This is a genomic window from Pseudomonas bubulae, from assembly GCF_037023725.1.
Lineage (GTDB): Bacteria > Pseudomonadota > Gammaproteobacteria > Pseudomonadales > Pseudomonadaceae > Aquipseudomonas > Aquipseudomonas bubulae.
This window is the reverse complement of record NZ_CP146077.1, coordinates 3,913,977-3,933,460: the sequence shown is the minus strand read 5'-3', so window position 1 is coordinate 3,933,460 and position 19,484 is coordinate 3,913,977. Positions and strand designations below refer to the sequence as shown.

General features: G+C 59.5%; 21 protein-coding genes. 10 read left to right on the top strand and 11 right to left on the bottom strand.

Features of this window, described 5'->3' with window-relative positions:
• The first annotated feature begins 97 nt into the window (after nucleotides 1-97).
• Nucleotides 98-1,429, top strand: a complete 1,332-nt coding sequence (locus V6L81_RS17985) for a PLP-dependent aminotransferase family protein (protein ID WP_095020776.1) — start codon at nucleotides 98-100, stop codon at nucleotides 1,427-1,429.
• Between the two features lie 12 nt (nucleotides 1,430-1,441).
• Here V6L81_RS17985 and V6L81_RS17980 read toward each other — a convergent pair whose 3' ends face one another.
• Nucleotides 1,442-1,879: an Lrp/AsnC family transcriptional regulator gene (locus V6L81_RS17980; RefSeq protein WP_095002007.1), complete on the bottom strand. Its 438-nt coding sequence runs from the start codon at nucleotides 1,877-1,879 to the stop codon at nucleotides 1,442-1,444.
• 130 nt (nucleotides 1,880-2,009) lie between these two features.
• On the opposite strand from V6L81_RS17980, the gene V6L81_RS17975 reads away from it, so the two are divergent.
• A complete protein-coding gene (locus tag V6L81_RS17975) occupies nucleotides 2,010-2,906 on the top strand; it encodes a DMT family transporter (protein ID WP_095020775.1) in 897 nt (298 codons plus the stop codon).
• A 63-nt stretch (nucleotides 2,907-2,969) separates the two neighbouring features.
• On the opposite strand, the gene V6L81_RS17970 is transcribed toward V6L81_RS17975, so the two are convergent.
• Entirely contained in the window at nucleotides 2,970-3,461 is a 492-nt protein-coding gene (locus tag V6L81_RS17970) for a hypothetical protein (RefSeq protein ID WP_095002005.1), read from the bottom strand.
• Between the two features lie 241 nt (nucleotides 3,462-3,702).
• Between V6L81_RS17970 and V6L81_RS17965 the strand changes: the two genes are divergently transcribed.
• From V6L81_RS17965 to V6L81_RS17945, 5 genes are read left to right on the top strand one after another with little or no spacing between them, the layout of a single operon-like run.
• Nucleotides 3,703-5,283, top strand: a complete 1,581-nt coding sequence (locus tag V6L81_RS17965) for an ABC transporter substrate-binding protein (protein ID WP_095018563.1) — start codon at nucleotides 3,703-3,705, stop codon at nucleotides 5,281-5,283.
• Nucleotides 5,280-6,251, top strand: coding sequence for an ABC transporter permease (locus V6L81_RS17960; protein ID WP_338660231.1), 972 nt, complete (start codon nucleotides 5,280-5,282; stop codon nucleotides 6,249-6,251). The genes V6L81_RS17965 and V6L81_RS17960 overlap by 4 nt, the downstream gene beginning before the upstream one ends.
• Nucleotides 6,248-7,054, top strand: a complete 807-nt coding sequence (locus tag V6L81_RS17955; RefSeq protein ID WP_338660230.1) for an ABC transporter permease — start codon at nucleotides 6,248-6,250, stop codon at nucleotides 7,052-7,054. The genes V6L81_RS17960 and V6L81_RS17955 overlap by 4 nt, the downstream gene beginning before the upstream one ends.
• A complete protein-coding gene (locus V6L81_RS17950) occupies nucleotides 7,054-7,845 on the top strand; it encodes an ATP-binding cassette domain-containing protein (RefSeq protein WP_095002002.1) in 792 nt (263 codons plus the stop codon). Before V6L81_RS17955 ends, V6L81_RS17950 begins: the two co-directional genes overlap by 1 nt.
• A complete protein-coding gene (locus tag V6L81_RS17945) occupies nucleotides 7,838-8,425 on the top strand; it encodes an ATP-binding cassette domain-containing protein (protein WP_095018564.1) in 588 nt (195 codons plus the stop codon). Before V6L81_RS17950 ends, V6L81_RS17945 begins: the two co-directional genes overlap by 8 nt.
• Nucleotides 8,426-8,439: 14 nt before the next feature.
• Here V6L81_RS17945 and V6L81_RS17940 read toward each other — a convergent pair whose 3' ends face one another.
• The 7 genes from V6L81_RS17940 to V6L81_RS17910 form a co-directional block, all read right to left on the bottom strand.
• Nucleotides 8,440-8,775: a DUF6388 family protein gene (locus V6L81_RS17940; RefSeq protein ID WP_095002000.1), complete on the bottom strand. Its 336-nt coding sequence runs from the start codon at nucleotides 8,773-8,775 to the stop codon at nucleotides 8,440-8,442.
• Nucleotides 8,738-9,001, bottom strand: coding sequence for a helix-turn-helix domain-containing protein (locus tag V6L81_RS17935; RefSeq protein WP_095020774.1), 264 nt, complete (start codon nucleotides 8,999-9,001; stop codon nucleotides 8,738-8,740). The genes V6L81_RS17940 and V6L81_RS17935 overlap by 38 nt, the downstream gene beginning before the upstream one ends.
• 142 nt (nucleotides 9,002-9,143) lie before the next feature.
• Complete coding sequence (locus V6L81_RS17930; protein ID WP_095018566.1) at nucleotides 9,144-10,529, bottom strand: nucleobase:cation symporter-2 family protein; 1,386 nt, start codon at nucleotides 10,527-10,529, stop codon at nucleotides 9,144-9,146.
• Nucleotides 10,530-10,712: 183 nt separating this feature from the next.
• Complete coding sequence (gene lpdA / locus V6L81_RS17925; protein WP_338660229.1) at nucleotides 10,713-12,101, bottom strand: dihydrolipoyl dehydrogenase; 1,389 nt, start codon at nucleotides 12,099-12,101, stop codon at nucleotides 10,713-10,715.
• Nucleotides 12,102-12,103: 2 nt separating this feature from the next.
• Complete coding sequence (locus V6L81_RS17920) at nucleotides 12,104-13,384, bottom strand: dihydrolipoamide acetyltransferase family protein (protein WP_095020772.1); 1,281 nt, start codon at nucleotides 13,382-13,384, stop codon at nucleotides 12,104-12,106.
• Complete coding sequence (locus V6L81_RS17915; RefSeq protein ID WP_016781432.1) at nucleotides 13,385-14,440, bottom strand: alpha-ketoacid dehydrogenase subunit beta; 1,056 nt, start codon at nucleotides 14,438-14,440, stop codon at nucleotides 13,385-13,387.
• Nucleotides 14,441-14,444: 4 nt separating this feature from the next.
• Nucleotides 14,445-15,677: a 3-methyl-2-oxobutanoate dehydrogenase (2-methylpropanoyl-transferring) subunit alpha gene (locus V6L81_RS17910; RefSeq protein ID WP_095018567.1), complete on the bottom strand. Its 1,233-nt coding sequence runs from the start codon at nucleotides 15,675-15,677 to the stop codon at nucleotides 14,445-14,447.
• 205 nt (nucleotides 15,678-15,882) lie between these two features.
• Between V6L81_RS17910 and bkdR the strand changes: the two genes are divergently transcribed.
• On the top strand, nucleotides 15,883-16,371 hold the full coding sequence (gene bkdR, locus V6L81_RS17905; protein WP_016781430.1) for a Bkd operon transcriptional regulator BkdR: 489 nt from the start codon (nucleotides 15,883-15,885) through the stop codon (nucleotides 16,369-16,371).
• 1 nt (nucleotide 16,372) lies between these two features.
• Here bkdR and V6L81_RS17900 read toward each other — a convergent pair whose 3' ends face one another.
• Nucleotides 16,373-16,918 (bottom strand): histidine phosphatase family protein, encoded by a 546-nt coding sequence (locus tag V6L81_RS17900; protein WP_095018568.1) that lies wholly within the window; start codon nucleotides 16,916-16,918, stop codon nucleotides 16,373-16,375.
• 109 nt (nucleotides 16,919-17,027) lie between these two features.
• On the opposite strand from V6L81_RS17900, the gene copC reads away from it, so the two are divergent.
• Nucleotides 17,028-17,402 carry a copper homeostasis periplasmic binding protein CopC gene (copC, locus tag V6L81_RS17895; protein WP_095001993.1) on the top strand — a complete coding sequence of 125 codons (375 nt, stop codon included), beginning with the start codon at nucleotides 17,028-17,030 and terminating at the stop codon, nucleotides 17,400-17,402.
• Between the two features lie 4 nt (nucleotides 17,403-17,406).
• Complete coding sequence (gene copD, locus V6L81_RS17890) at nucleotides 17,407-18,255, top strand: copper homeostasis membrane protein CopD (RefSeq protein ID WP_337859446.1); 849 nt, start codon at nucleotides 17,407-17,409, stop codon at nucleotides 18,253-18,255.
• A 102-nt stretch (nucleotides 18,256-18,357) separates the two neighbouring features.
• On the opposite strand, the gene lpxO is transcribed toward copD, so the two are convergent.
• A complete protein-coding gene (lpxO, locus tag V6L81_RS17885; protein WP_095001991.1) occupies nucleotides 18,358-19,257 on the bottom strand; it encodes a lipid A hydroxylase LpxO in 900 nt (299 codons plus the stop codon).
• Nucleotides 19,258-19,484: the final 227 nt, after the last annotated feature.

Below are 19,484 nucleotides of genomic sequence, written 5' to 3'. Positions count from 1 at the left end.
GAGTCTCACGCTCAAGGCCAATCGCGGGATTGCATACAGTCCATCCTATGGCTGATGATTAATGACAATCAAAAAATTGTCATGGATACAAAGCCCGATGTCCCGTTCCCGCTACAAGTCGCTGGTTGACGGCTTTGCTGCCGATATCCGCTCAGGCCGTCTGTCGCCGGGTACGCGTTTGCCTACCCATCGCCAGCTCGCAGCCAGCGAAGGGCTGGCGCTGGTCACGGCCAGTCGCGTGTATGCCGAGCTAGAGGCCATGGGGCTGGTCAGTGGCGAAACCGGGCGTGGCACTTTTGTCCGGGAAACCTCGCTACCACCAGGCCACGGTATAGACCAGCCCGACGTGATCGCGGGGATGCTGGATCTCAATTACAACTATCCCTCCTTGCCGGGCCAGGCCGAACTGTTGCGTACTGCGCTGCGGCAGTTGGCGTTGTCTGGCGATCTGGAATCGTTGTTGCGCTACCAGCCCCATGGCGGGCGCCTGCATGAGCGCGCCTCGGTCGCGAGGCACCTGGCCAGGAGCGGGTTGAATGTGCCCGCCGAACAGGTGTTGATCGTCAACGGCGCACAACACGGGTTGAGCGTGGTGCTGATGGCACTGCTCCAGCCTGGTGACGTGATCGCGGTGGACGCCTTGACCTACCCGGGTTTCAAGGCACTGGCGCTGGCCCTGCACCTTGAATTGCTGCCCATCCCGAGCACGGAAAGCGGGCCGGATCTGGATGCCCTCGCCAGGCTGTGTCGCCGTCGCTCTGTGCGTGCTGTCTACAGCATGCCGACGTTGCACAATCCGTTGGGGTGGGTGATGAGCCTGGAGCAGCGCCAACACTTGGTCGCGATCGCCCGGGCACATGATCTGCATATCATCGAAGATGCGGCCTACGCTTTTCTGGTCGATAACCCGCCGACGTCTTTGGCTGACTTGGCGCCGGAAAGAACCGTTTACGTGTCTGGGTTTTCCAAAAGTGTCGCAGCGGGTTTACGCGTGGGCTTTATCGTCGCGCCCGCAGAAAAGGTCAGTGTCCTTGAGCGGATAATCCGAGTGACTGCCTGGAATGCTCCCGGTGTGATGACCGCTATCACCAGTGCCTGGCTCGACGATGGCACCGTGACCCGGCTGGAGTCGCAAAAGCGCAAAGACGCACAGGCAAGGCAGCTCATTGCTGATGAGCAGTTGGCGGGGTTGCACAGGATCCGCCATCCTTCGTCCTACTTTGTCTGGTTGCCTCTGTCAGAGGACGCCCGGGCGGACCAGGTTGTTGCGGCGTTGGCGCGTGAGCAGGTCTCGGTGTCGACCGCGCAGCCCTTTGCAACTTCGGCCCATGTGCCCCATGCGATAAGGCTGGCGCTGGGCTCGGTGGGCATGACGGCCCTGCGTGAGGGCCTCGCGAAAGTGAAGTGGGTGGTTCAGGCCCATGCTTAGGGAGGGGCGCACTCAGGCCATGGGCGGCAACCGGCGTTTGACCGGGCTTTTTTTGATGATCGACGTATTGGTTTCGGCGTAAGCATTGAGGCCATCAAGCAGGCTGTCCAATTGCTCGATTGAACGCACATGCAGACGGGCAATAAAACAGTCATCGCCCGTCACCTTGTCGCACTCGGTGAACTGGGGGATGTTCTGGATCTGGCGCTCCACTTCCTGCAACTGCCCCGGTAGCGGTCGAATGCGGATGATGGCCTGGAGTTGATAGCCAAAGGCTTTGGGATCGACTTCCACGGTGTAACCCTTGATCACTTCGCGCTCTTCGAGCTTGCGAATGCGCTCGGCGACGCTGGGTGACGACAGGCCGCTGAGGCTGGCCAGTGTTTTCAGGGAGCTGCGTGAGTCTTGCATCAGTGCGCTGATCAACAGCTGATCTATCTCGTCGCTCATCTTTGCTCCTTAGGCCAAATTGGCAGAATGCCTTAACACTAAAGGCAAAAATGACGAATTGCCTTTTCTGGATTATGGCGCTGCATGAATCGCGATTGCCATACTGTTTCCTACTTTGAGGGAGGCAAATATGGACAAAACCACGCAACGCGGTTCGCTGGAAATGGTCGCAGCCATGCTTATCTCCGGCACCATTGGCTGGCTTGTCCTGCTAAGCGGGCAAGCAGTGCTGGATGTGGTGTTCTGGCGCTGTGTGTTTGGCGCGGTGACGTTGCTGCTGATCTGTGCGCGGATGGGTTTTTTACGCCGCGGTCTGCTGAACCGCACTACCTTTGCGCTGGTAGTTTTGAGCGGCGTGGCCATCGTTGCCAACTGGGTGTTGTTGTTCGCGTCCTACTCCAGGGCCTCAATCGCCATTGGTACGGCGGTCTACAACGTTCAGCCATTTATCCTGCTCGGTCTGGCAGCGTTGTTCCTGGGTGAAAGAATAACCCTGCACAAACTGGCCTGGCTGGTGGTGTCGTTTGTGGGCATGTTGACGATCGTCAGCGCCCACCACGGGCAAGGGGAGAGCGGCAGTGAGTACTTGCTGGGGATTGCCCTGGCGCTGAGTGCGGCCTTGATGTACGCCGTGGCCGTGCTGATCATCAAACGCCTGCGCGGGATCCCCCCGCACCTGATCGCGCTGATCCAGGTCAGCACCGGCGCACTGCTGCTGGCACCCCTGGCCAACGTCACTGAGCTGCCTGCTGGCGCACAGGCGTGGGGCGCCTTACTGACGCTTGGCGTAGTCCATACCGGCTTGATGTATGTACTGCTCTACGGAGCAATCCAGAAACTGCCCACGGCATTGATCGGAGCACTGAGCTTTATCTACCCCATTGCAGCGATATTTGTGGACTGGTTTGCCTTTGGCCATCGCCTGGAACCGCTGCAATGGGTGGGCGTGGCGGCGATTTTAATCGCGGCAGCCGGGATTCAGCTGGGGTGGCGGGTGGGAGGGCGGCGGGTAGTGAGTGGAGGATAATGGCTGTTTAAATGCACTTGGTCACGGTGAGCGTTCATGGCCAAGTGCATTGATGGGCCTGGCTTAAATCCCCGACCGACTCATCGGGCTGATCATGCGCACGCCCAGACTCAGTGCCTGGGTTACCAGCGCTCTCATATCGGCGGTGTTTTCGTTGTTGACGCACTGCGCCAGTTTTTCGCCCAGGGTCGGCGCAGTGTCGGTGCCTTCCGGGTAAGCGCGCAGGATCAGCAGCCCGCTGTTGGTCAGAACCACTTCGTAAAAGGCTACGCCCGACATGCCGTCGAAGTGGATGTAGCCAATATCCGCCAGCCATTTGACCGTGGCCAGGAACAGGTTCTCTTCTTTTTCCAGCGCCTCGCGGTTGCTGTCCGCCAGGCCTTTGTAGTCGATAAAGCGCTCGGCAGTCAGGGTGATGGGCAAGGGGAAGTTACGGTACAGGTGGCCCAGGATCAAACCGGCATAGCAGTCGAACAATTCGATATTGTTGGACGGCAAGGTGTTGATCGAGTGAACGTTTTTTTCTGTGAGGTGACCGGCTAATCCTTTGAACATGCGAACCTCTGTCAGCTGTGTCTGTATGGCGTGACTGAATAAGCGTACCCATTGGTATAGCACAGTCATGCCCGGGGAACCTGACCTGTGGCAATTGTTACAAGGTAAGACGTATCGCCTGGAAAACCCCTAAAAAATCAGATGCATAACTGGCTATTTAAAATCAGCCTGCTATTACTGTGGGGCGCGATAACCTGCGTACGGCCCGTTTGGGCGAGGCCATTTCATATCAGGAGGATAGATGTCAAAACCCGCATGGATGCGTAACACCCTGGTGGCTGCGGCCTTGTTGAGTGTGTTGGCAGCGCCTGTTGTCTCAGCGCAGGATCGCACCCTGCAACTGGCCATTGGTGATGAGCCCACTGAAGGCTTTGATCCAATGCTGGGCTGGAGCCACGGCAGTTATCTGCTGTTGCACAGCCCTTTGCTCAAGCAAAACGAAGATTTGTCCTGGAGCGGTTTTCTCCTCAGCGATTATCAGGCTAGCGCGGATGGCAAGACCTGGACCCTCAAGCTCAAGCCCGACCTCAAGTTCTCCGACGGTTCGCCACTGACCGCCAAGGACGTGGCTTACACCTACAACAATGCGGCGGCCAGTGGTGGCAAGGTCGATATGGGCAACTTCCTCAAGGCCGAGGCGGTTGATCCGCTCACGGTGCGTATTGAGCTCAAGGCGCCGCAAAGCACGTTCGTCAATGTGCTCGGTTCGCTGGGGATTGTCTCGGCAGACCAATACGACGCCAAAACCTACGCGCAAAAGCCGATTGGCGCCGGGCCTTATCGGTTGGTCAGCTACCAGCCGGGTCAGCAGTTGATCGTTGAGGCCAACCCGTACTACGCAGGGCAGAAGAACGATTTCAACAAACTGGTGTTTGTGTTCCTGGATGAAGACAGCGCTTTCGCTGCCGCCCAAAGCAAGCAGCTGGGTATTGTGCGCATCGCCCCTGCGCTGGCCGTGACGCCTGCCGCGGGCATGAAACTGTGGGTTCGCCCCAGTGTGGAAAACCGTGGCATCGTGATGCCAACCCTCGCGTCCGGTAAAAAAGATGCCCAGGGCTACCCGATTGGCAATGATGTGACGGCTGATGTGGCCATCCGCAAAGCCATCAACTACGCCATCAATCGCCAACTGCTTGCCGATCAGATTCTCGAAGGCCACGCGATCCCGGCCTACACCGGCGTGCAGGGTTTACCGTGGGATAACCCGGATGCGCTGTTCAAGGATGGCGATACCGACAAAGCCCGGCAGATACTGGAAGACGCAGGCTGGATTGAAAACGCCCATGGCATCCGTGAAAAAAACGGCCTGCCGGCCAAAATCACCCTGTGGTACGCCAGTGGCGATGCCACTCGCCGGGATCTGGCCCAGGCCGTGCGCTCAATGCTCAAGCCCGTGGGCATCGACGTAGACCTGAAGTCCGGCAGTTGGGAAACCGTTGAGCGCAACATGCACGCCAACCCGACCCTGTTTGGCTGGGGCAGCCTCGACCCGATGGAGCTTTACCATCACTACAGCAGCAAGGCGGCAGGCGTGGAATACTACAACCCCGGTTATTACCAGAACCCGGTTGTCGATCAGCATCTGCAGCAAGCCCTCGATGCGCCGACCTGGCAGCAGGCGGTGCCGTTCTGGCAGCAAGTGGAGTGGGACGGCAAAACCGGCGTCGGCGTTAAAGGAGATGCCGCCTGGGCCTGGTTGCTCAATGTTCAGCACACTTACCTCACCGATGAGTGCATCGATCTGGGTAAGGGCGCCCCGGAAATCCACGGTTCCTGGTCGCTGCTCAACAGCGTTGATCACTGGAAGTGGACCTGCCGGTGATCCGCGGCCTATCGCTGTTTGTGCTGCGTTTGCTGGGCCTGCTGCTGGTAACGGCAGCGGGCACCTTTGCCTTGCTCAGTTTTTCTCCGGTAGACCCGATCCGGGCCTATATAGGTAACGATCTGTTGCATGTACCGCCCGAGCAATATCCATTGATTGCGGCGCGCTGGGGGCTCGATCTGCCGTTATGGGAGCGCTTTTTGCGCTGGTTCGGGCAAATGCTGCAAGGCGATTTCGGCTATTCAATGCTCTATAACGCGCCGGTCTCGCAGGTGATTGGAGAGCGTTTTGCCACCTCCTTTGCACTGCTGTTTTCGGCCTGGCTGTTTTCCGGCATCGTCGGCCTGGCCATGGGGCTGACGGCCGGGCGTTATTTGAACCGTTGGCCTGACCGCCTTATTTCGACGCTGTCCTATGTGCTGGCATCCATGCCGACGTTCTGGATTGGCCTGCTGTTGCTGTCACTGTTTGCCGTGACGCTCAACTGGGCGCCGATCTGCTGCGCCTGGACCCCCGGCAGCAATGCCGAAACCGCAACCTGGGGCGACGAGTTGCGACACTTGATCCTGCCCATGCTGGCCCTGGGTGTACTGGGCGTGGGCAATATCGCCCTGCATACCCGCTCGCGGGTGGCTGAAGTGATGAACAGCGAATTTATTCGTTTCGCCCATGCCCAGGGCGACAAAGGCTGGCCGCTGATCAACTTTCATATCCTGCGCCATGCCATCACCCCGGCCTTGTGCCTGCAATTTGCCTCGGTGGGGGAGTTGATCGGCGGTTCGTTGCTGGCTGAAAAAGTGTTCGCTTATCCAGGCCTGGGGCAGGCCACGATCGATGCCGGATTACGCGGCGATATTCCATTGTTGATGGGGATCGTGATGTTCTGTGCGGTGCTGGTATTCACCGGCAACAGCATTGCCAACGCGCTGTTACTGCGCCTTAACCGCGGGGCGGCGCGCCAGGTATGACCTACAACCCCAATCGCGCCTTGCTAAGGCTCTGCCTCTCGTTGCTGATGCTGCTGGGGTTGATCGCCTACGGTATCTCAATCATCAATATTGATGTCTCCATGGATCTGCTGGCACGGCGCCTGCCACCGTCTGCCGAGTACTGGTTTGGCACTGACAGCCTGGGCCGTGATCTGTGGCTGCGGTGTTTTCAGGGGATGACCACCAGCCTGCAGATCGGCCTGACCGCAGCGTTCAGCAGCGGTTTTCTGGCGATGCTGGCCGCCAGTCTGTGTGCGCTGAACAAAACCCTGGATTACCTGATTCGCGGGCTGATCGACAGCATGCTGGCGCTGCCGCATTTGTTGCTGCTGGTATTGATTTGCTTCACCTTGGGCGGTGGCAAGCAGGGGGTCATCCTGGCCGTGGCGCTGACCCACTGGCCACGCCTGGCCCTGATCCTGCGCGGCGAGATCCTGCGTATCCGCGAGACCGATTTTGTGATGCTCTCCCATCGCCTGGGCAACAGCAGCTTCTATCGCTGGCGTCATCACTTGTTGCCGTTGCTGATGCCGCAGTGGATCGTCGGTATCCTGTTGATGTTCCCCCACGCAGTTCTGCATTCGGCGGCGTTGAGTTTCCTGGGCTTCGGCCTGGCGCCCCATGATCCGTCATTGGGCCTGTTGCTGGCCGATGCGCTAAGGTATTTGAGCAGTGGTGCCTGGTGGCTGGCGTTTTTTCCGGGTTTGATTCTGGTGGGCCTGGTACTGGTTTTTGACCAGTTTGCACGGGCATTGCAGCAGCTCTGGATAAGGATTACCTGATGCTGAAATTCGACCGGTTTGCGATCGACGTTGCGCACTATCATTGGTTGGGCCATAAAACCTGGCATCCGCTGCTGAGCAATATCTCCCTTGAAGTACGCCCCGGAGAATTGACGGCGCTGGTGGGCTCCAGCGGCGAAGGCAAAAGCCTGCTGCTGCAAAGTGCCTTGGGCTTGCTCCCGGAAAACATGCGTTGTCGCGGCGAAATAGTGCTCGACGGGCAGGTGTTGGGGGAGGCCGGCAAGGTCAATCAGCGGGGCAAAGCCCTGTGCTATGTACCCCAGGGTGTCAACGCCCTGAACCCGCTGATCAAGGTCGGGCCGCAATTGCAGCGTGCTGCGCACTTGAGCGGGGTCAGGCTGGGGCTTGGCGATGTGGCCGAGCAGCTCACGCACTACAACCTCAAGCCAGAACTGGTGGACGAATTCCCGCGCATGTTGTCAGGGGGCATGGCCAAGCGCGTTCTGGCCAGTTGCGCGGCCTTGACTCCTGCGCGTTATATCCTCGCGGACGAGATCACCTCATGGCTGGATGACGAACATGCCTGCCAACTGTTGACCCATCTCAAGGGCTTTTGCCTGCAAGGTCGGGGGATTTTGTGGGTGACCCATGATCTGGCCCTGGCGGCGCGCTTTGCCGACAGGATCGCTGTGTTGCATCAGGGCGAGTTGCACGAAACCCTGAGTGCCCTGGAACTGCGCGAAAACGGCGGCAGCCCCTGGTTGCAGTCGTTGTGGGCAGCCTTGCCGGAACAACAGTTTTTTGCCCGGCGGGTGCCGGAATATGCTTGAGGTCCAGCAGTTAAGCATTGTCCAGGATGGCCAGCAGCTCTGGGACTGTGTGTCGTTTCAGGTGCGGCCGGGGGAGCGTCAGGGCATCTCGGCGCCCAGCGGTTATGGCAAAACCACCCTGGGCCGGGTGCTGGCGCAATGGCAGTCAGCAACCTCGGGCAGCATCACCGTGGATGGCAAAGCGCTTGCGAAAAAGGGCTATTGCCCGGTGCAGCTGGTGCCGCAGCATCCTGAACAGACCTTCAACCCTTATCGCACAACGGGCGAGAGCCTGCGTGATGCCTGGTCGCCAGATGCCGCCTGGCTGGCACGCCTGGCGGTGAATCCCGGGTGGTTGGCCCGTCGCCCGGACGAATTGTCTGGCGGAGAACTGGCGCGTATCGCTTTGCTCAGGGCGCTGGATCCGCGCACCCGCTACCTGATTGCCGATGAAGTGACGGCGCAACTGGATGCGCATGTACAGGCGCAGGTGTGGCAAGTCTTGCTCGAAGAGACCAGGCGTCGGGAGCTGGGGATGATTGTGTTCAGTCACAACAAGGCGTTGTTGCAGAAGGTATGTTCGAGTATCTGGCTGCCCTAGCCTCGCACGGCTCGTCAACTGCTACGGAGCGGGCCATGCAGTTCGCAGTATTCAACCCATTCCATGCCGGCCATTTGCGCCACTTCGCGATGCACTTCAAGGCGCTGGGCCTCGAATTCTTGCGGGCTTGCGCTGGTCAATTGCAGGGTCAGCTCCCAGGCGAAAAAACCCAGACGCTCAGCCTCGGCCTCAAAGGCTTCGTTCAAGCGTTCCTGGCGATATTCCTTTATCGATTGGCCGATAGCGCGGGCGGCCAATGGGTTCAATGTCTCAAGCGCCACGACCAGTTCAGGGTGGTCACTGAGAAAGCGATCAAGTGCTTTTTGATGCCGGGTGCCGGGTTCGGTCACAACTGATTTCCTCGTAAACAGGCAGGGTGTGCTTGCCGGTGATGATGAACACCACATCAATACCGAGCAGAGTAATGGCCGCCAGATAGTCGGCGCGGGGCAAGGTGATATCGCGTTCATAGTAGCTTTGTGCATGGCGCCCCACACCCCCCGCATCCGCCAGTTGTGCCTGTGTCAGTTTCAGGCGCAAACGCTCATGTTTGAGTCGCTCACCGTATGTGTTCATAAACATCGCCTATGTCAGGCATAAAGGGTTTGAAAAAATAGTAGGCCAAATGAAGAAATTGGGAAAGATGGGCGGTGAATAACGACCCGTTTTTGTAAGCACAAGCAGGAGGGCAAAAGGCACTCCTGCCTGGCTGCGTCGCTTACAACGTCGGTTTTTTCTCTGTTTCCGGCAGGAACCAGTTCAACAGCAGGGCACAGATACCGCCTGTAGCCACACCTGACTCCAGTACGTTACGCAGAGCCGCAGGCATATGCGCCAGGAACTCTGGCACTTGCGATACGCCCAGGCCCAGCGCCAGGGACACGGCAATGATCAGCAGGGCGCGGCGGTCCAGGGTAATGCTGGCCAGAATATTGATGCCCGAAGCGGCAACGGCGCCGAACATCACCATGGCCGCACCGCCCAGTACCGGCTCAGGCACTGCCTGAATCGCACCGGCAACGCTGGGGAACAGGCCCAGCAGGATCAGCATGCCGGCAATCCACACACCGATATGGCGGCTGGCGATACCGGTGAGCTGAATGACACCGTTGTTCTGGGCAAACACCGAACTCGGGAAGGTGTTGAAGATACCCGCCAGAAACGAGTTGGCGCCGTTGACCAGCACACCGCCCTTGATGCGCTGCATCCACACCGGGCCTTCGACCGGCTGGCGCGACACCTTGCTGGTGGCCGTGACGTCACCGATGGCTTCCAGCGACGTGACCAGGTAGATCACCAGCATGGGAATAAACAGCGCCCAGGAAAACCCCAGGCCGAAATGCAAGGGCATTGGCACCTGGAACAGCTCGGCCTGGTGCATGCCGGTGAAGTCCAGGCGGCCCAGGTAGCCTGCCAGGGCGTAGCCCACGGCCAGGGCGATAACAATGGCGCAACTGCGCATCCACACCAGCGGGATGCGGTTAAGGATCACGATAATGGCCAGCACCACACCCGAGAGCATCAGGTTTTCGCCGTTGGCGAAGGTACCGTTGCCCATGGCCGTGAAGCCGCCGCCCATGCTGATCAGGCCGACCTTGATCAGGGTCAGGCCGATCATCAGCACCACGATGCCGGTGACCAGCGGGGTGATCATGCGTTTTACAAAAGGCAGGATGCGCGAGATACCCATTTCGACAAACGAGCCGGCAATCACCACGCCAAAGATCGCCGCCATCACGCCTTCAACCGGCGTGCCTTGCTTGACCATCAGTGCGCCGCCGGCAATCAGCGGGCCGACAAAGTTGAAACTGGTGCCCTGGACGATCAGCAGCCCGGCGCCAAAGGGGCCAAAGCGTTTGCACTGAACAAAGGTAGCGATACCGGAGATCACCAGCGACATGGAGACAATCAGGTTGGTATCACGGCTGGACACACCCAGGGCCTGGCAGATCAGCAGGCCGGGGGTGACGATCGGCACAATAATGGCCAGCAGGTGCTGCAGGGCGGCCAGAAAGGCGATCCACGGCTTGGGACGGTCTTCAAGACCTAAGACCAGCTCGCTGGTTTGGGACTCGGCTTCGAGCGGGGTTTTAAGAGAGGTCATGGCGAGCGCCCTGGAAAAAAGAGCGCGATTCTACTGGTGTTGAGCCATTACGCCCAGTGTTGGATTGCGCAGGGCCTGACTTGCTGTGGGAGCGGGCTTGCTCGCGATAGCAGCCACTCGGTCTATCAGATAAACCGCGTCGCCTGCATCGCGAGCAAGCCCGCTCCCACAGTAAGGGGGGGATTACAGGTGCAACGCATGCCCCAGCGCACGCAACGCGGCTTCCTGGACGGCTTCGCCCAGGGTCGGGTGCGCGTGGATGGTGCCGGCGATGTCTTCCAGGCAGGCGCCCATTTCCAATGACTGGCCAAAGGCCGTCGACAACTCCGAAACACCGACCCCCACGGCTTGCCAACCGACAATCAGGTGATTGTCCCGGCGCGCCACAACCCGCACAAAGCCGGTTTTGGCTTCCAGGGTCATGGCCCGGCCATTGGCAGAGAACGGAAAGCTGGCGCTGATGCAGTCCAGACCGGCCTCTTGCGCCTCAACCGGGGTTTTGCCCACCACGACGATTTCGGGATCGGTAAAACACACCGCGGCAATCGCCGCAGGGCTGAACTCACGCTGTTTGCCGGCAATGATTTCGGCAACCATCTCACCCTGGGCCATGGCCCGGTGGGCCAGCATCGGCTCGCCGGTCAGGTCACCAATCGCCCAGACATTGCGCATGCTGGTGTGGCAACGGTTGTCGACGCGAATCGCCGGGCCGTTCATGGTCAGCGCCAGCGCTTCAAGGTTGAAGCCTTGTGTACGCGGCCGACGACCCACCGCCACCAGCACCTGATCGGTTTCCAGGGTCTGGCTCTGGCCCATGCGGTCACGCATCGACAGGGTTTTGCTGCTGGCCTGGAAACCTTCGACGCTGTGCTCCAGATACAGGGTAATCCCCAGTGCCTTGAGGGATTCTGCCACGGGCAAGGTCAGGTCCTTGTCGTAAGTTGGCAGGATACGGTCACGGGCTTCAACCACCGTGACTTCGGCCCCCAGCTTGCGGTAGGCGATCCCCAGTTCCAGGCCGATATAGCCAGCGCCAACCACGGTCAGGCGTCGGGGAATGGTGGTGGGCTGCAGGGCTTCGGTGGACGAAATGATCGCCCCGCCAATGGGCAGGATCGGCAGGTCGACCGTTTGCGAGCCGGTGGCCAGCAACAGATGTTCGCATTCGATGCGCTGGCCGCCGACTTCAACCGCCTTGCCGTCGAGGATTTTGGCCCAGCCGTGAATGACCTTGACGTTGTTCTTTTTCAGCAGAGCGCCGACGCCGCTGGTCAGGCGATCAACAATGGTGTTTTTCCATTGCACGCTCTGGCCGATGTCCAGGGTCGGGGCCTGGGTCTTGATCCCCAGCGGTGAAGTACAGGTGCTGTAGCGCTGGGTGGCATGGAACTGTTCGGCAACGTGGATCAGGGCCTTGGACGGGATGCAGCCGACGTTCAGGCAGGTACCGCCCAGCGACTGGCCTTCGATCAGGACCGTCGGAATGCCCAGCTGGCCGGCGCGGATCGCTGCCACATAGCCGCCGGGGCCGCCGCCGATAATCAGCAGCGTGGTGTGTTGGGTTGGCTGCATGTTCACTCCACAAACAGGGTGGCAGGTTGTTCGAGCAAGCCACGCATGGCCTGGATAAATTGCGCCGCGTCCATGCCGTCGACCACACGATGGTCGAAGGAGCTGGAGAGGTTCATCATTTTGCGCACCACGATCTGGCCTTTGACCACCACCGGGCGCTCGACGATGCGGTTGACGCCAATGATCGCCACTTCGGGCAGGTTGACCACCGGTGTGCTGACAATTCCGCCCAAGGCTCCCAGGCTGGTCAGGGTGATGGTCGAGCCGGTGAGTTCCTCGCGGGTAGCCTTGCCGGTGCGTACGGCGTTGGCCAGGCGGGCGATTTCATCGGCGGCGCCCCACAGGTTGAGGGTCTCGGCATGGCGCACCACAGGCACCATCAAACCACCGTCGCTTTGCGCGGCGACGCCGATATGGGCGGCGCCAAAGCGGGTGATGATTTGCGCTTCGTCGTCGTAGCGCACGTTGATCTGCGGGAAGTCGCGCAAGGCCACGACCATGGCCCGCAGTAGAAACGGCAACAGGGTCAGTTTGCCGCGGCTGTCCCCCCATTTTTGGTTGAGCTGGGCACGCAGTTCTTCCAGGGCGGTGACGTCCACTTCCTCGACATAGCTGAAGTGTGCGGCACGGCGCTTGGCGTCCTGCATGCGTTGGGCGATCTTGCGGCGCAGGCCGATCACCGGGATCTGTTGCTCGTCGTTGCGCAGGGCGTAACCACTGGCCGGTGCCACGCTGGTTGCGGTGTCGCGGGCCAGGTATGCATCCAGGTCGTCATGCAGGACACGGCCCGCCGGGCCGCTGCCAACCACAAAGCGCAACTCGATACCGCTATCCCAGGCGCGCTTGCGCACGGCCGGGGAGGCCAGCGGGCGCTCGTTGGCTTCACGGGCCACAGGCGCCGATCGTTGTGCCGGTGCCGCCTTGATCGGTGGGGCGGCCACCACGGCCACTTCTACGCGAGCTTGAGGGGCGGCTTTTACTACGGCGACCACAGGTTCCGCTGCAGGGCCAGCTTGCACACTTTCACGCAGGTTGCCGGCGCCTTCGACTTCGATGCGGATCAGTTCGCTGCCCACGGCCATGACTTCGCCAGGCTGGCCACCCAGGGCCAGGACCCTGCCGGCCACGGGGGAGGGGATGTCTACCGTGGCCTTGTCGGTCATCACATCGGCGACCACCTGGTCTTCGCTGACCATGTCACCGACTTTGACAAACCATTCCACCAGTTCTACTTGCGCAATGCCTTCGCCAATGTCCGGCATCTTGATAACGTGCGTACCCATTCAGACCTCCATAACCCGTTGTAGTGCAGCACCCACTCGCGCCGGGCCGGGGAAATAGGCCCACTCCTGGGCATGGGGATAGGGGGTATCCCAGCCGGTTACGCGCTCGATCGGCGCTTCCAGGTAGTGGAAGCAGTGCTCTTGAACCAGTGCGATCAGCTCGGCGCCAAACCCGCAGGTACGGGTGGCTTCGTGAACAACAACGCAGCGGCGGGTCTTTTTTACAGAGGTGACAATGGCGTCCAGGTCCAGCGGCCAGAGGCTGCGCAAGTCGATTACTTCAGCGTCGATGCCGGTTTCTTCGGCGGCGGCCTGGGCCACATAAACGGTGGTGCCGTAGGTCAGGATGGTGACTTCAGTACCGGGCCGCACAATGGCGGCGCAGTCCAGCGGGACGGTGTAGTAACCGTCGGGCACGGCGCTGGCCGGGTGCTTCATCCAGGGGGTTACCGGACGGTCGTGGTGGCCGTCGAACGGGCCGTTGTACAGGCGTTTTGGCTCGAGGAAGATCACCGGGTCATCGTTCTCGATGGCGGCAATCAGCAGGCCCTTGGCGTCGTAGGGGTTGGATGGCATCACGGTACGCAGGCCGCAGACCTGGGTAAACATGGCCTCGGGGCTCTGGCTGTGGGTCTGACCACCGTAAATCCCGCCGCCGCAGGGCATGCGGATGGTCATTGGTGCGATAAACTCGCCGGCAGAGCGGTAACGCAGGCGCGCCGCTTCAGAAACAATCTGGTCGGACGCCGGGTAGAAATAGTCGGCAAACTGGATTTCGGCCACCGGGCGCAGGCCATAGGCGCCCATGCCCACGGCGGTACCGACGATGCCACTTTCCGAGATCGGTGCGTCGAACACCCGCGAACTGCCGTACTTGGCCTGGAGGCCTTCGGTGCAGCGGAACACACCGCCGAAGTAGCCCACGTCCTGGCCAAACACCACCACGTTATCGTCGCGCTCGAGCATCACATCCATGGCCGAGCGCAGGGCCTGGATCATCGTCATGGTGCTGGTACTCACGGCGTTCTCCATCTGAATTTTATTGTTGTCGTTCATCTGGTTATAACCCCAATTCCTGGCGTTGCCGGCGCAAATGCTCGGGCATTTCCTTGTACACGTCTTCGAACATGCTCGCGGCACTGGGGATCTGCCCACCTGCCAGGGTGCCGAAACGCTCGGCTTCCTTTTGCGCGCCAATGATTTCCGCTTCCAGCTCGGCACTGACGGCTGCGTGCTCTTCTTCCGACCAGTTGCCGGTGGCAATCAGGTGCTGCTTGAGGCGAAGAATCGGATCGCCCAGCGGGAAGTGGCTCCAGTCATCGGCCGGACGATACTTGGACGGGTCGTCGGAGGTGGAGTGCGGGCCAGCACGATAAGTGACCCATTCGATCAGGGTCGGGCCCAGATTGCGGCGCGCGCGCTCTGCGGCCCAGGCCGAGGCGGCGTAAACGGCGATAAAGTCGTTGCCGTCGACCCGCAGCGAAGCAATACCGCAGCCCACGCCGCGTCCGGCAAAGGTGGTGGACTCGCCACCGGCAATGGCCTGGAAGGTCGAAATGGCCCATTGGTTGTTGACCACGTTGAGGATCACCGGGGCGCGGTAAACGTGGGCAAAGGTGAGGGCAGTGTGGAAGTCCGATTCGGCGGTGGCGCCGTCACCGATCCAGGCCGAGGCGATTTTGGTGTCGCCCTTGATGGCCGAGGCCATGCCCCAACCAACCGCCTGTACGAATTGGGTGGCGAGGTTGCCGGAAATACTGAAAAAGCCGTAGTCGCGCACCGAGTACATGATCGGCAACTGCCGACCCTTAAGCGGGTCGCGTTCGTTGGAGAGCAATTGGCAGATCAGGTCGACCAGCGGCACATCACGAGCCATCAGGATGCTTTGCTGGCGGTAGGTGGGGAAGCACATGTCGTCGATGTTCAAGGCCAGGGCCTGGGCGCTGCCGATGGCTTCTTCGCCCAGGCTTTGCATATAGAACGACATTTTTTTCTGGCGCTGGGCGACCACCATGCGCGTGTCGAAAATGCGCGTCTTGAGCATGGCGCGCATGCCTTCGCGCAACACTTCGCTCGATACGCCTTCGGCCCACGGGCCAAGGGCCTGGCCCTTGTCGTCGAGTACACGGATCAGGCCTTTGGCCAAGTCTGCGGTGTCGGCAGGTTCCACATCGATCGGGGGTTTGCGCACCAGACCGGCATCGGTCAGGCGCAGGTAGCTGAAGTCGGTCTTGCAGCCTGGGCGGCCGGACGGTTCGGGAACGTGCAGGCGCAGCGGTGCATATTCATTCATGGCTTTCTCTACGCTCGATCTTGTCGTGTTTATAGGCGCGGGAGCTAGGTAGTACTGTCGAAGATCTGTCTGATAAAAACCAAGATCTTGTCCTACAACAATCATATTCCTGACGCCGAAGAATATTTCTCTGTAGTTCATTGTGCTTTGCAGCGTTTAAGGATAAGAATTCTGCATAAACATAAAAAACAGGTGCTTTTGTCTCATGCGCAAGCTAGATCGAACTGATATCGGGATTCTCAATAGCCTTCAGCAGAATGCGCGCATCACCAATGCGGACCTTGCGCGTTCGGTCAACCTGTCGCCGACGCCCTGTTTCAACCGGGTCAAGGCCATGGAAGAGCGCGGCCTGATCCGCGAGCAGGTGACCCTGCTTGACGCCGATATGCTGGGGCTGCATGTCAATGTGTTTATCCATGTGAGCCTGGAAAAACAGGTCGAGGAAGCCCTGCAGCATTTTGAAGCGGCGATATCCGATCGCCATGAAGTCATGGAGTGCTACTTGATGGCCGGCGACCCGGATTACCTGATCCGGGTGCTGGTGCCCAGCATCCAGGCGCTGGAGCGTTTCATGATGGACTTTTTGACCAAGGTGCCCGGCGTGGCCAATATCCGCTCCAGCTTCGCCCTCAAACAGGTGCGCTACAAAACTGCGCTGCCATTGCCTCCTGGCGGGCTGACGCTGGAGGAGTGAATTACACCCGCAAGCGCCAGCGCTCGTTGAAGCGCAGGTCGACCACCGCCAGTGGCTCTACGTCAATCAGGTTGAAGGAGGCAGTGCTCGCTGCCAGGGCGTGCAATATGGCAGCACGGATCACAAAAGGATGAGTCACCACGGCAAAATGACCCTCTTCGCGAAACTCGTCGAGCCAGGCGCTGACCCGCAGGCACAGGGCCTGTATCGACTCACCGCCATGGGGCGCGGCATCGGGGTTGCTGATCCAGTTGGCTAGCGCCTGGGGCATGCTTTGTTGCAGGTCTGACAGGCGCTGGCCCTGCCAGTCGCCGATATCGTAGTCGCCCAGGGCCGGGACAATCTCGATTTCGCCACCCAGTGCCTGCGCGGTTTGCAGGGTGCGGGTTTCGGGCGCGCAGAGTATGCGTACCGGCTTTTTCAGCCTGGCACTCAATTCGGCGGCCAACAGCAGACCTTTCGGGTCAGCCGCCTCATCCAGCGCAAAGCGGCCCAGACGCTGGGCTTCTGTGCGGGCATGACAAATAAAGCTGAGGCGGGTGGGCATACCGGAATCCTTGCGGGGGAGACGTTGTGTTTGTGTTGTCTGCGCTCGCCCTTCAAATCAGTTTAGGCGAGTATTATGACCGTGTAATTCACTCTCAAGGTACTGTGCAATGGCTGCTGCTTTTTTGAAGAAAGTTCTTAATACGGCTGCGTTACTGACACTGATGACCGGGGCCGGGGCTGCGTTTGCCCATGCCCATCTGGAGCAGGCGACCCCCGCCGCCGACAGCACGGTGAACAGCGTCAACGAACTGCGCCTGGTGTTCAGTGAAGGCGTGGAGCAGGCGTTTACCCAGGTTGTGATCAGCCATGACCAGGCGCCGGTGCCGGTGAGCAGCATCAAGACCGAACCCGGCAACAAGAAAACCCTGATTGTGACACCGGCACAGCCGTTGCCGGCGGGTACCTATAACGTCAAATGGAACGCCGTGTCTGTCGATACCCACAAAAGTGCCGGCGATTACAGCTTTACGGTGAGCAACTGAGTTGATGCTCAGTGCAATGGTGATCTGCCGGTTTGTGCATTTCAGTGTGGTGTTGCTGATCTTCGGAGCCTGTGCATTCAGGCCTCTGTTGCGCGGGGCATGGCCATCCTTCGACATTGATGGCCAATTGCTTAAGGTCAACCGGGTGCTGGCCTGGGTGGCGCTGGCCAGCGGCCTTGCCTGGTTACTGTTGACCACCCACTCGATGGCAGGAAGCTGGCCTGAAACCCTGGCCCCGGCGACGTTGTGGCTGGTGTTGGGCAGTACCTTTTTCGGCCAGGTGTGGGCTTTTCATCTGCTGTTTTGCGTGCTGTTGTTGCTCGCCTTGTATGCCCGTAGCGGATTTAACCTTATCTGGTTGCTGAGTTTTCTGTTGTTGGGCACGTTGGCTCCGGTGGGTCACGGCGCGATGCTGGATGGCTGGCGCGGGCAATTGCTGATGCTTAACCAGTGGGTGCATCTGGCGTGTGTGGGGGCCTGGATCGGTGGTCTGTTGGGGTTGCAGCTTATCCTTGTGCGGCCTGTCGGTCAGGACGTGGGCGCTGTGTTGCAGCGCTTCAGCAATCTGGGGTTTATGTTGGTCGCCGGGATTATTCTTACCGGGCTGATCAATACCCGCGTGCTGACCGGTGCGCTCTGGCCTTCACCTTTGTTTGAAGGCTTCGCCCTGATTCTGTTGATCAAGGTGACCCTGGTGGGGGTGATGTTGCTGCTGGCGCTGTTCAATCTGCTGATGAGTCGTGCGGGTCGCTTCACCCTGATGCGCAGAAGCGTTGCATTGGAATGGCTGTTTGGCTTGGCGGCAGTCGCCGCCGTGTCATTGCTGGGCACCTTGCCGCCGCTGGTGGTGTAGCGGCTGACGAGGTGCGAGGCTGCATTAAGGGCCGCAGGACTCTAAAAGTGCGGGCCCGCTACGCAGCCTTTCGCAGCTTCGTGCCTCGTAGCGGCTTCAAGGCTAGACCAACAAAAACACACCCAGCAGCCCGCCGAACACCAACCATTTTTCTACGTAGTAACGCGTGCGATTGCGCTTTTTCAGCTCTTTGCCGCGCAGGCGAATCTTGTATAACCGGGTAAATGCGCGGTTCAGGGCGCCGGTTTTGTCACTGGCATCGTTAGGCGAACTGGCGGATGCCATCACTGTGCGGCTGAACCACTGATTGAAGGCACTGGCCCAGCGATACTGCATCGGACGCTCGACATCGCAGAACAGGATGATGCGATTTTTATCGGTAGTGTTTTCGGCGTAATGGATAAAGGTTTCGTCAAACATCACCGCCTCGCCGTCACGCCAGGCGTAGTTCTGGCCGTCAACGTTGATATAGCAGCCTGGATCATTCGGGGTGTCCAGGCCCAGGTGAAAACGCAGCGATCCGGCGTAGGGGTCGCGGTGACGCACCAGTTTGGAGCCAGGGGGCAATTCGGCAAACATGGCGGCCTTGACCGTACCGATGCTGTTGAGCAGCTCAATGGTGCGCGGGCACAGTTCGACCGCCGAAGGGTGGTTGTCGCCATACCACTTCAGGTAAAAGCGCTTCCAGCCACTTTTGAAAAACGAGTTGAAGCCGACATCGTTGGGTTGCTCGGAACGCTTGATCTCGCCCGCCTGCATCAGGTTTCGCGCTTCTTCACGGATTTCCTGCCAGTGATCCTGCAAGGGTTGCAGTTCCGGGAAATCGGCAGGTTTGAGGTAGGGCTGGCCGGGCACTTTGGAAAACAGATACAAAAAGCAGTTGATCGGAGCCAGGAAGGAGGAGTGATCGGTCAGTTGACGCCCGAGCTTATGGCGAACCTTGCCCCGCAGGTGGACATAGGCGATGGACAAGACGTAGACAGCAATAATGATGAGTTTCAAGAGTATCTTCACAATTCAGGAGAAACGCAGCCCTGCAAACACGCACAAATGGCCCGACCTCTAGAAGAGTTATCGGGCGCTGGAGTTGCATTCCGTGAGCCTGGTTAGGGTTAAAACAGTATTTTGAATATTTTCTAACGTTTCATCATGTTTTTGCAGATGTTTTTTACAGTCTTTAGTCCTGTTGTGGGCAGGCCTATAGTCGTATTTGCATGTAGGGGAATTCT

What these genes read in the sequence shown, in the direction of transcription:
- V6L81_RS17915 (WP_016781432.1), bottom strand. Translation starts at nt 14,440, where the DNA reads ATGAACGACAACAATAAAATTCAGATGGAGAACGCCGTGAGTACCAGC.
- V6L81_RS17945 (WP_095018564.1), top strand. Translation starts at nt 7,838, where the DNA reads ATGCTTGAGGTCCAGCAGTTAAGCATTGTCCAGGATGGCCAGCAGCTC.
- V6L81_RS17985 (WP_095020776.1), top strand. Translation starts at nt 98, where the DNA reads ATGTCCCGTTCCCGCTACAAGTCGCTGGTTGACGGCTTTGCTGCCGAT.
- V6L81_RS17910 (WP_095018567.1), bottom strand. Translation starts at nt 15,677, where the DNA reads ATGAATGAATATGCACCGCTGCGCCTGCACGTTCCCGAACCGTCCGGC.
- V6L81_RS17980 (WP_095002007.1), bottom strand. Translation starts at nt 1,879, where the DNA reads ATGAGCGACGAGATAGATCAGCTGTTGATCAGCGCACTGATGCAAGAC.
- V6L81_RS17975 (WP_095020775.1), top strand. Translation starts at nt 2,010, where the DNA reads ATGGACAAAACCACGCAACGCGGTTCGCTGGAAATGGTCGCAGCCATG.
- V6L81_RS17935 (WP_095020774.1), bottom strand. Translation starts at nt 9,001, where the DNA reads ATGAACACATACGGTGAGCGACTCAAACATGAGCGTTTGCGCCTGAAA.
- V6L81_RS17900 (WP_095018568.1), bottom strand. Translation starts at nt 16,918, where the DNA reads ATGCCCACCCGCCTCAGCTTTATTTGTCATGCCCGCACAGAAGCCCAG.
- V6L81_RS17920 (WP_095020772.1), bottom strand. Translation starts at nt 13,384, where the DNA reads ATGGGTACGCACGTTATCAAGATGCCGGACATTGGCGAAGGCATTGCG.
- V6L81_RS17970 (WP_095002005.1), bottom strand. Translation starts at nt 3,461, where the DNA reads ATGTTCAAAGGATTAGCCGGTCACCTCACAGAAAAAAACGTTCACTCG.
- copC (WP_095001993.1), top strand. Translation starts at nt 17,028, where the DNA reads ATGGCTGCTGCTTTTTTGAAGAAAGTTCTTAATACGGCTGCGTTACTG.
- copD (WP_337859446.1), top strand. Translation starts at nt 17,407, where the DNA reads ATGCTCAGTGCAATGGTGATCTGCCGGTTTGTGCATTTCAGTGTGGTG.
- bkdR (WP_016781430.1), top strand. Translation starts at nt 15,883, where the DNA reads ATGCGCAAGCTAGATCGAACTGATATCGGGATTCTCAATAGCCTTCAG.
- V6L81_RS17965 (WP_095018563.1), top strand. Translation starts at nt 3,703, where the DNA reads ATGTCAAAACCCGCATGGATGCGTAACACCCTGGTGGCTGCGGCCTTG.
- V6L81_RS17955 (WP_338660230.1), top strand. Translation starts at nt 6,248, where the DNA reads ATGACCTACAACCCCAATCGCGCCTTGCTAAGGCTCTGCCTCTCGTTG.
- V6L81_RS17950 (WP_095002002.1), top strand. Translation starts at nt 7,054, where the DNA reads ATGCTGAAATTCGACCGGTTTGCGATCGACGTTGCGCACTATCATTGG.
- V6L81_RS17930 (WP_095018566.1), bottom strand. Translation starts at nt 10,529, where the DNA reads ATGACCTCTCTTAAAACCCCGCTCGAAGCCGAGTCCCAAACCAGCGAG.
- lpdA (WP_338660229.1), bottom strand. Translation starts at nt 12,101, where the DNA reads ATGCAGCCAACCCAACACACCACGCTGCTGATTATCGGCGGCGGCCCC.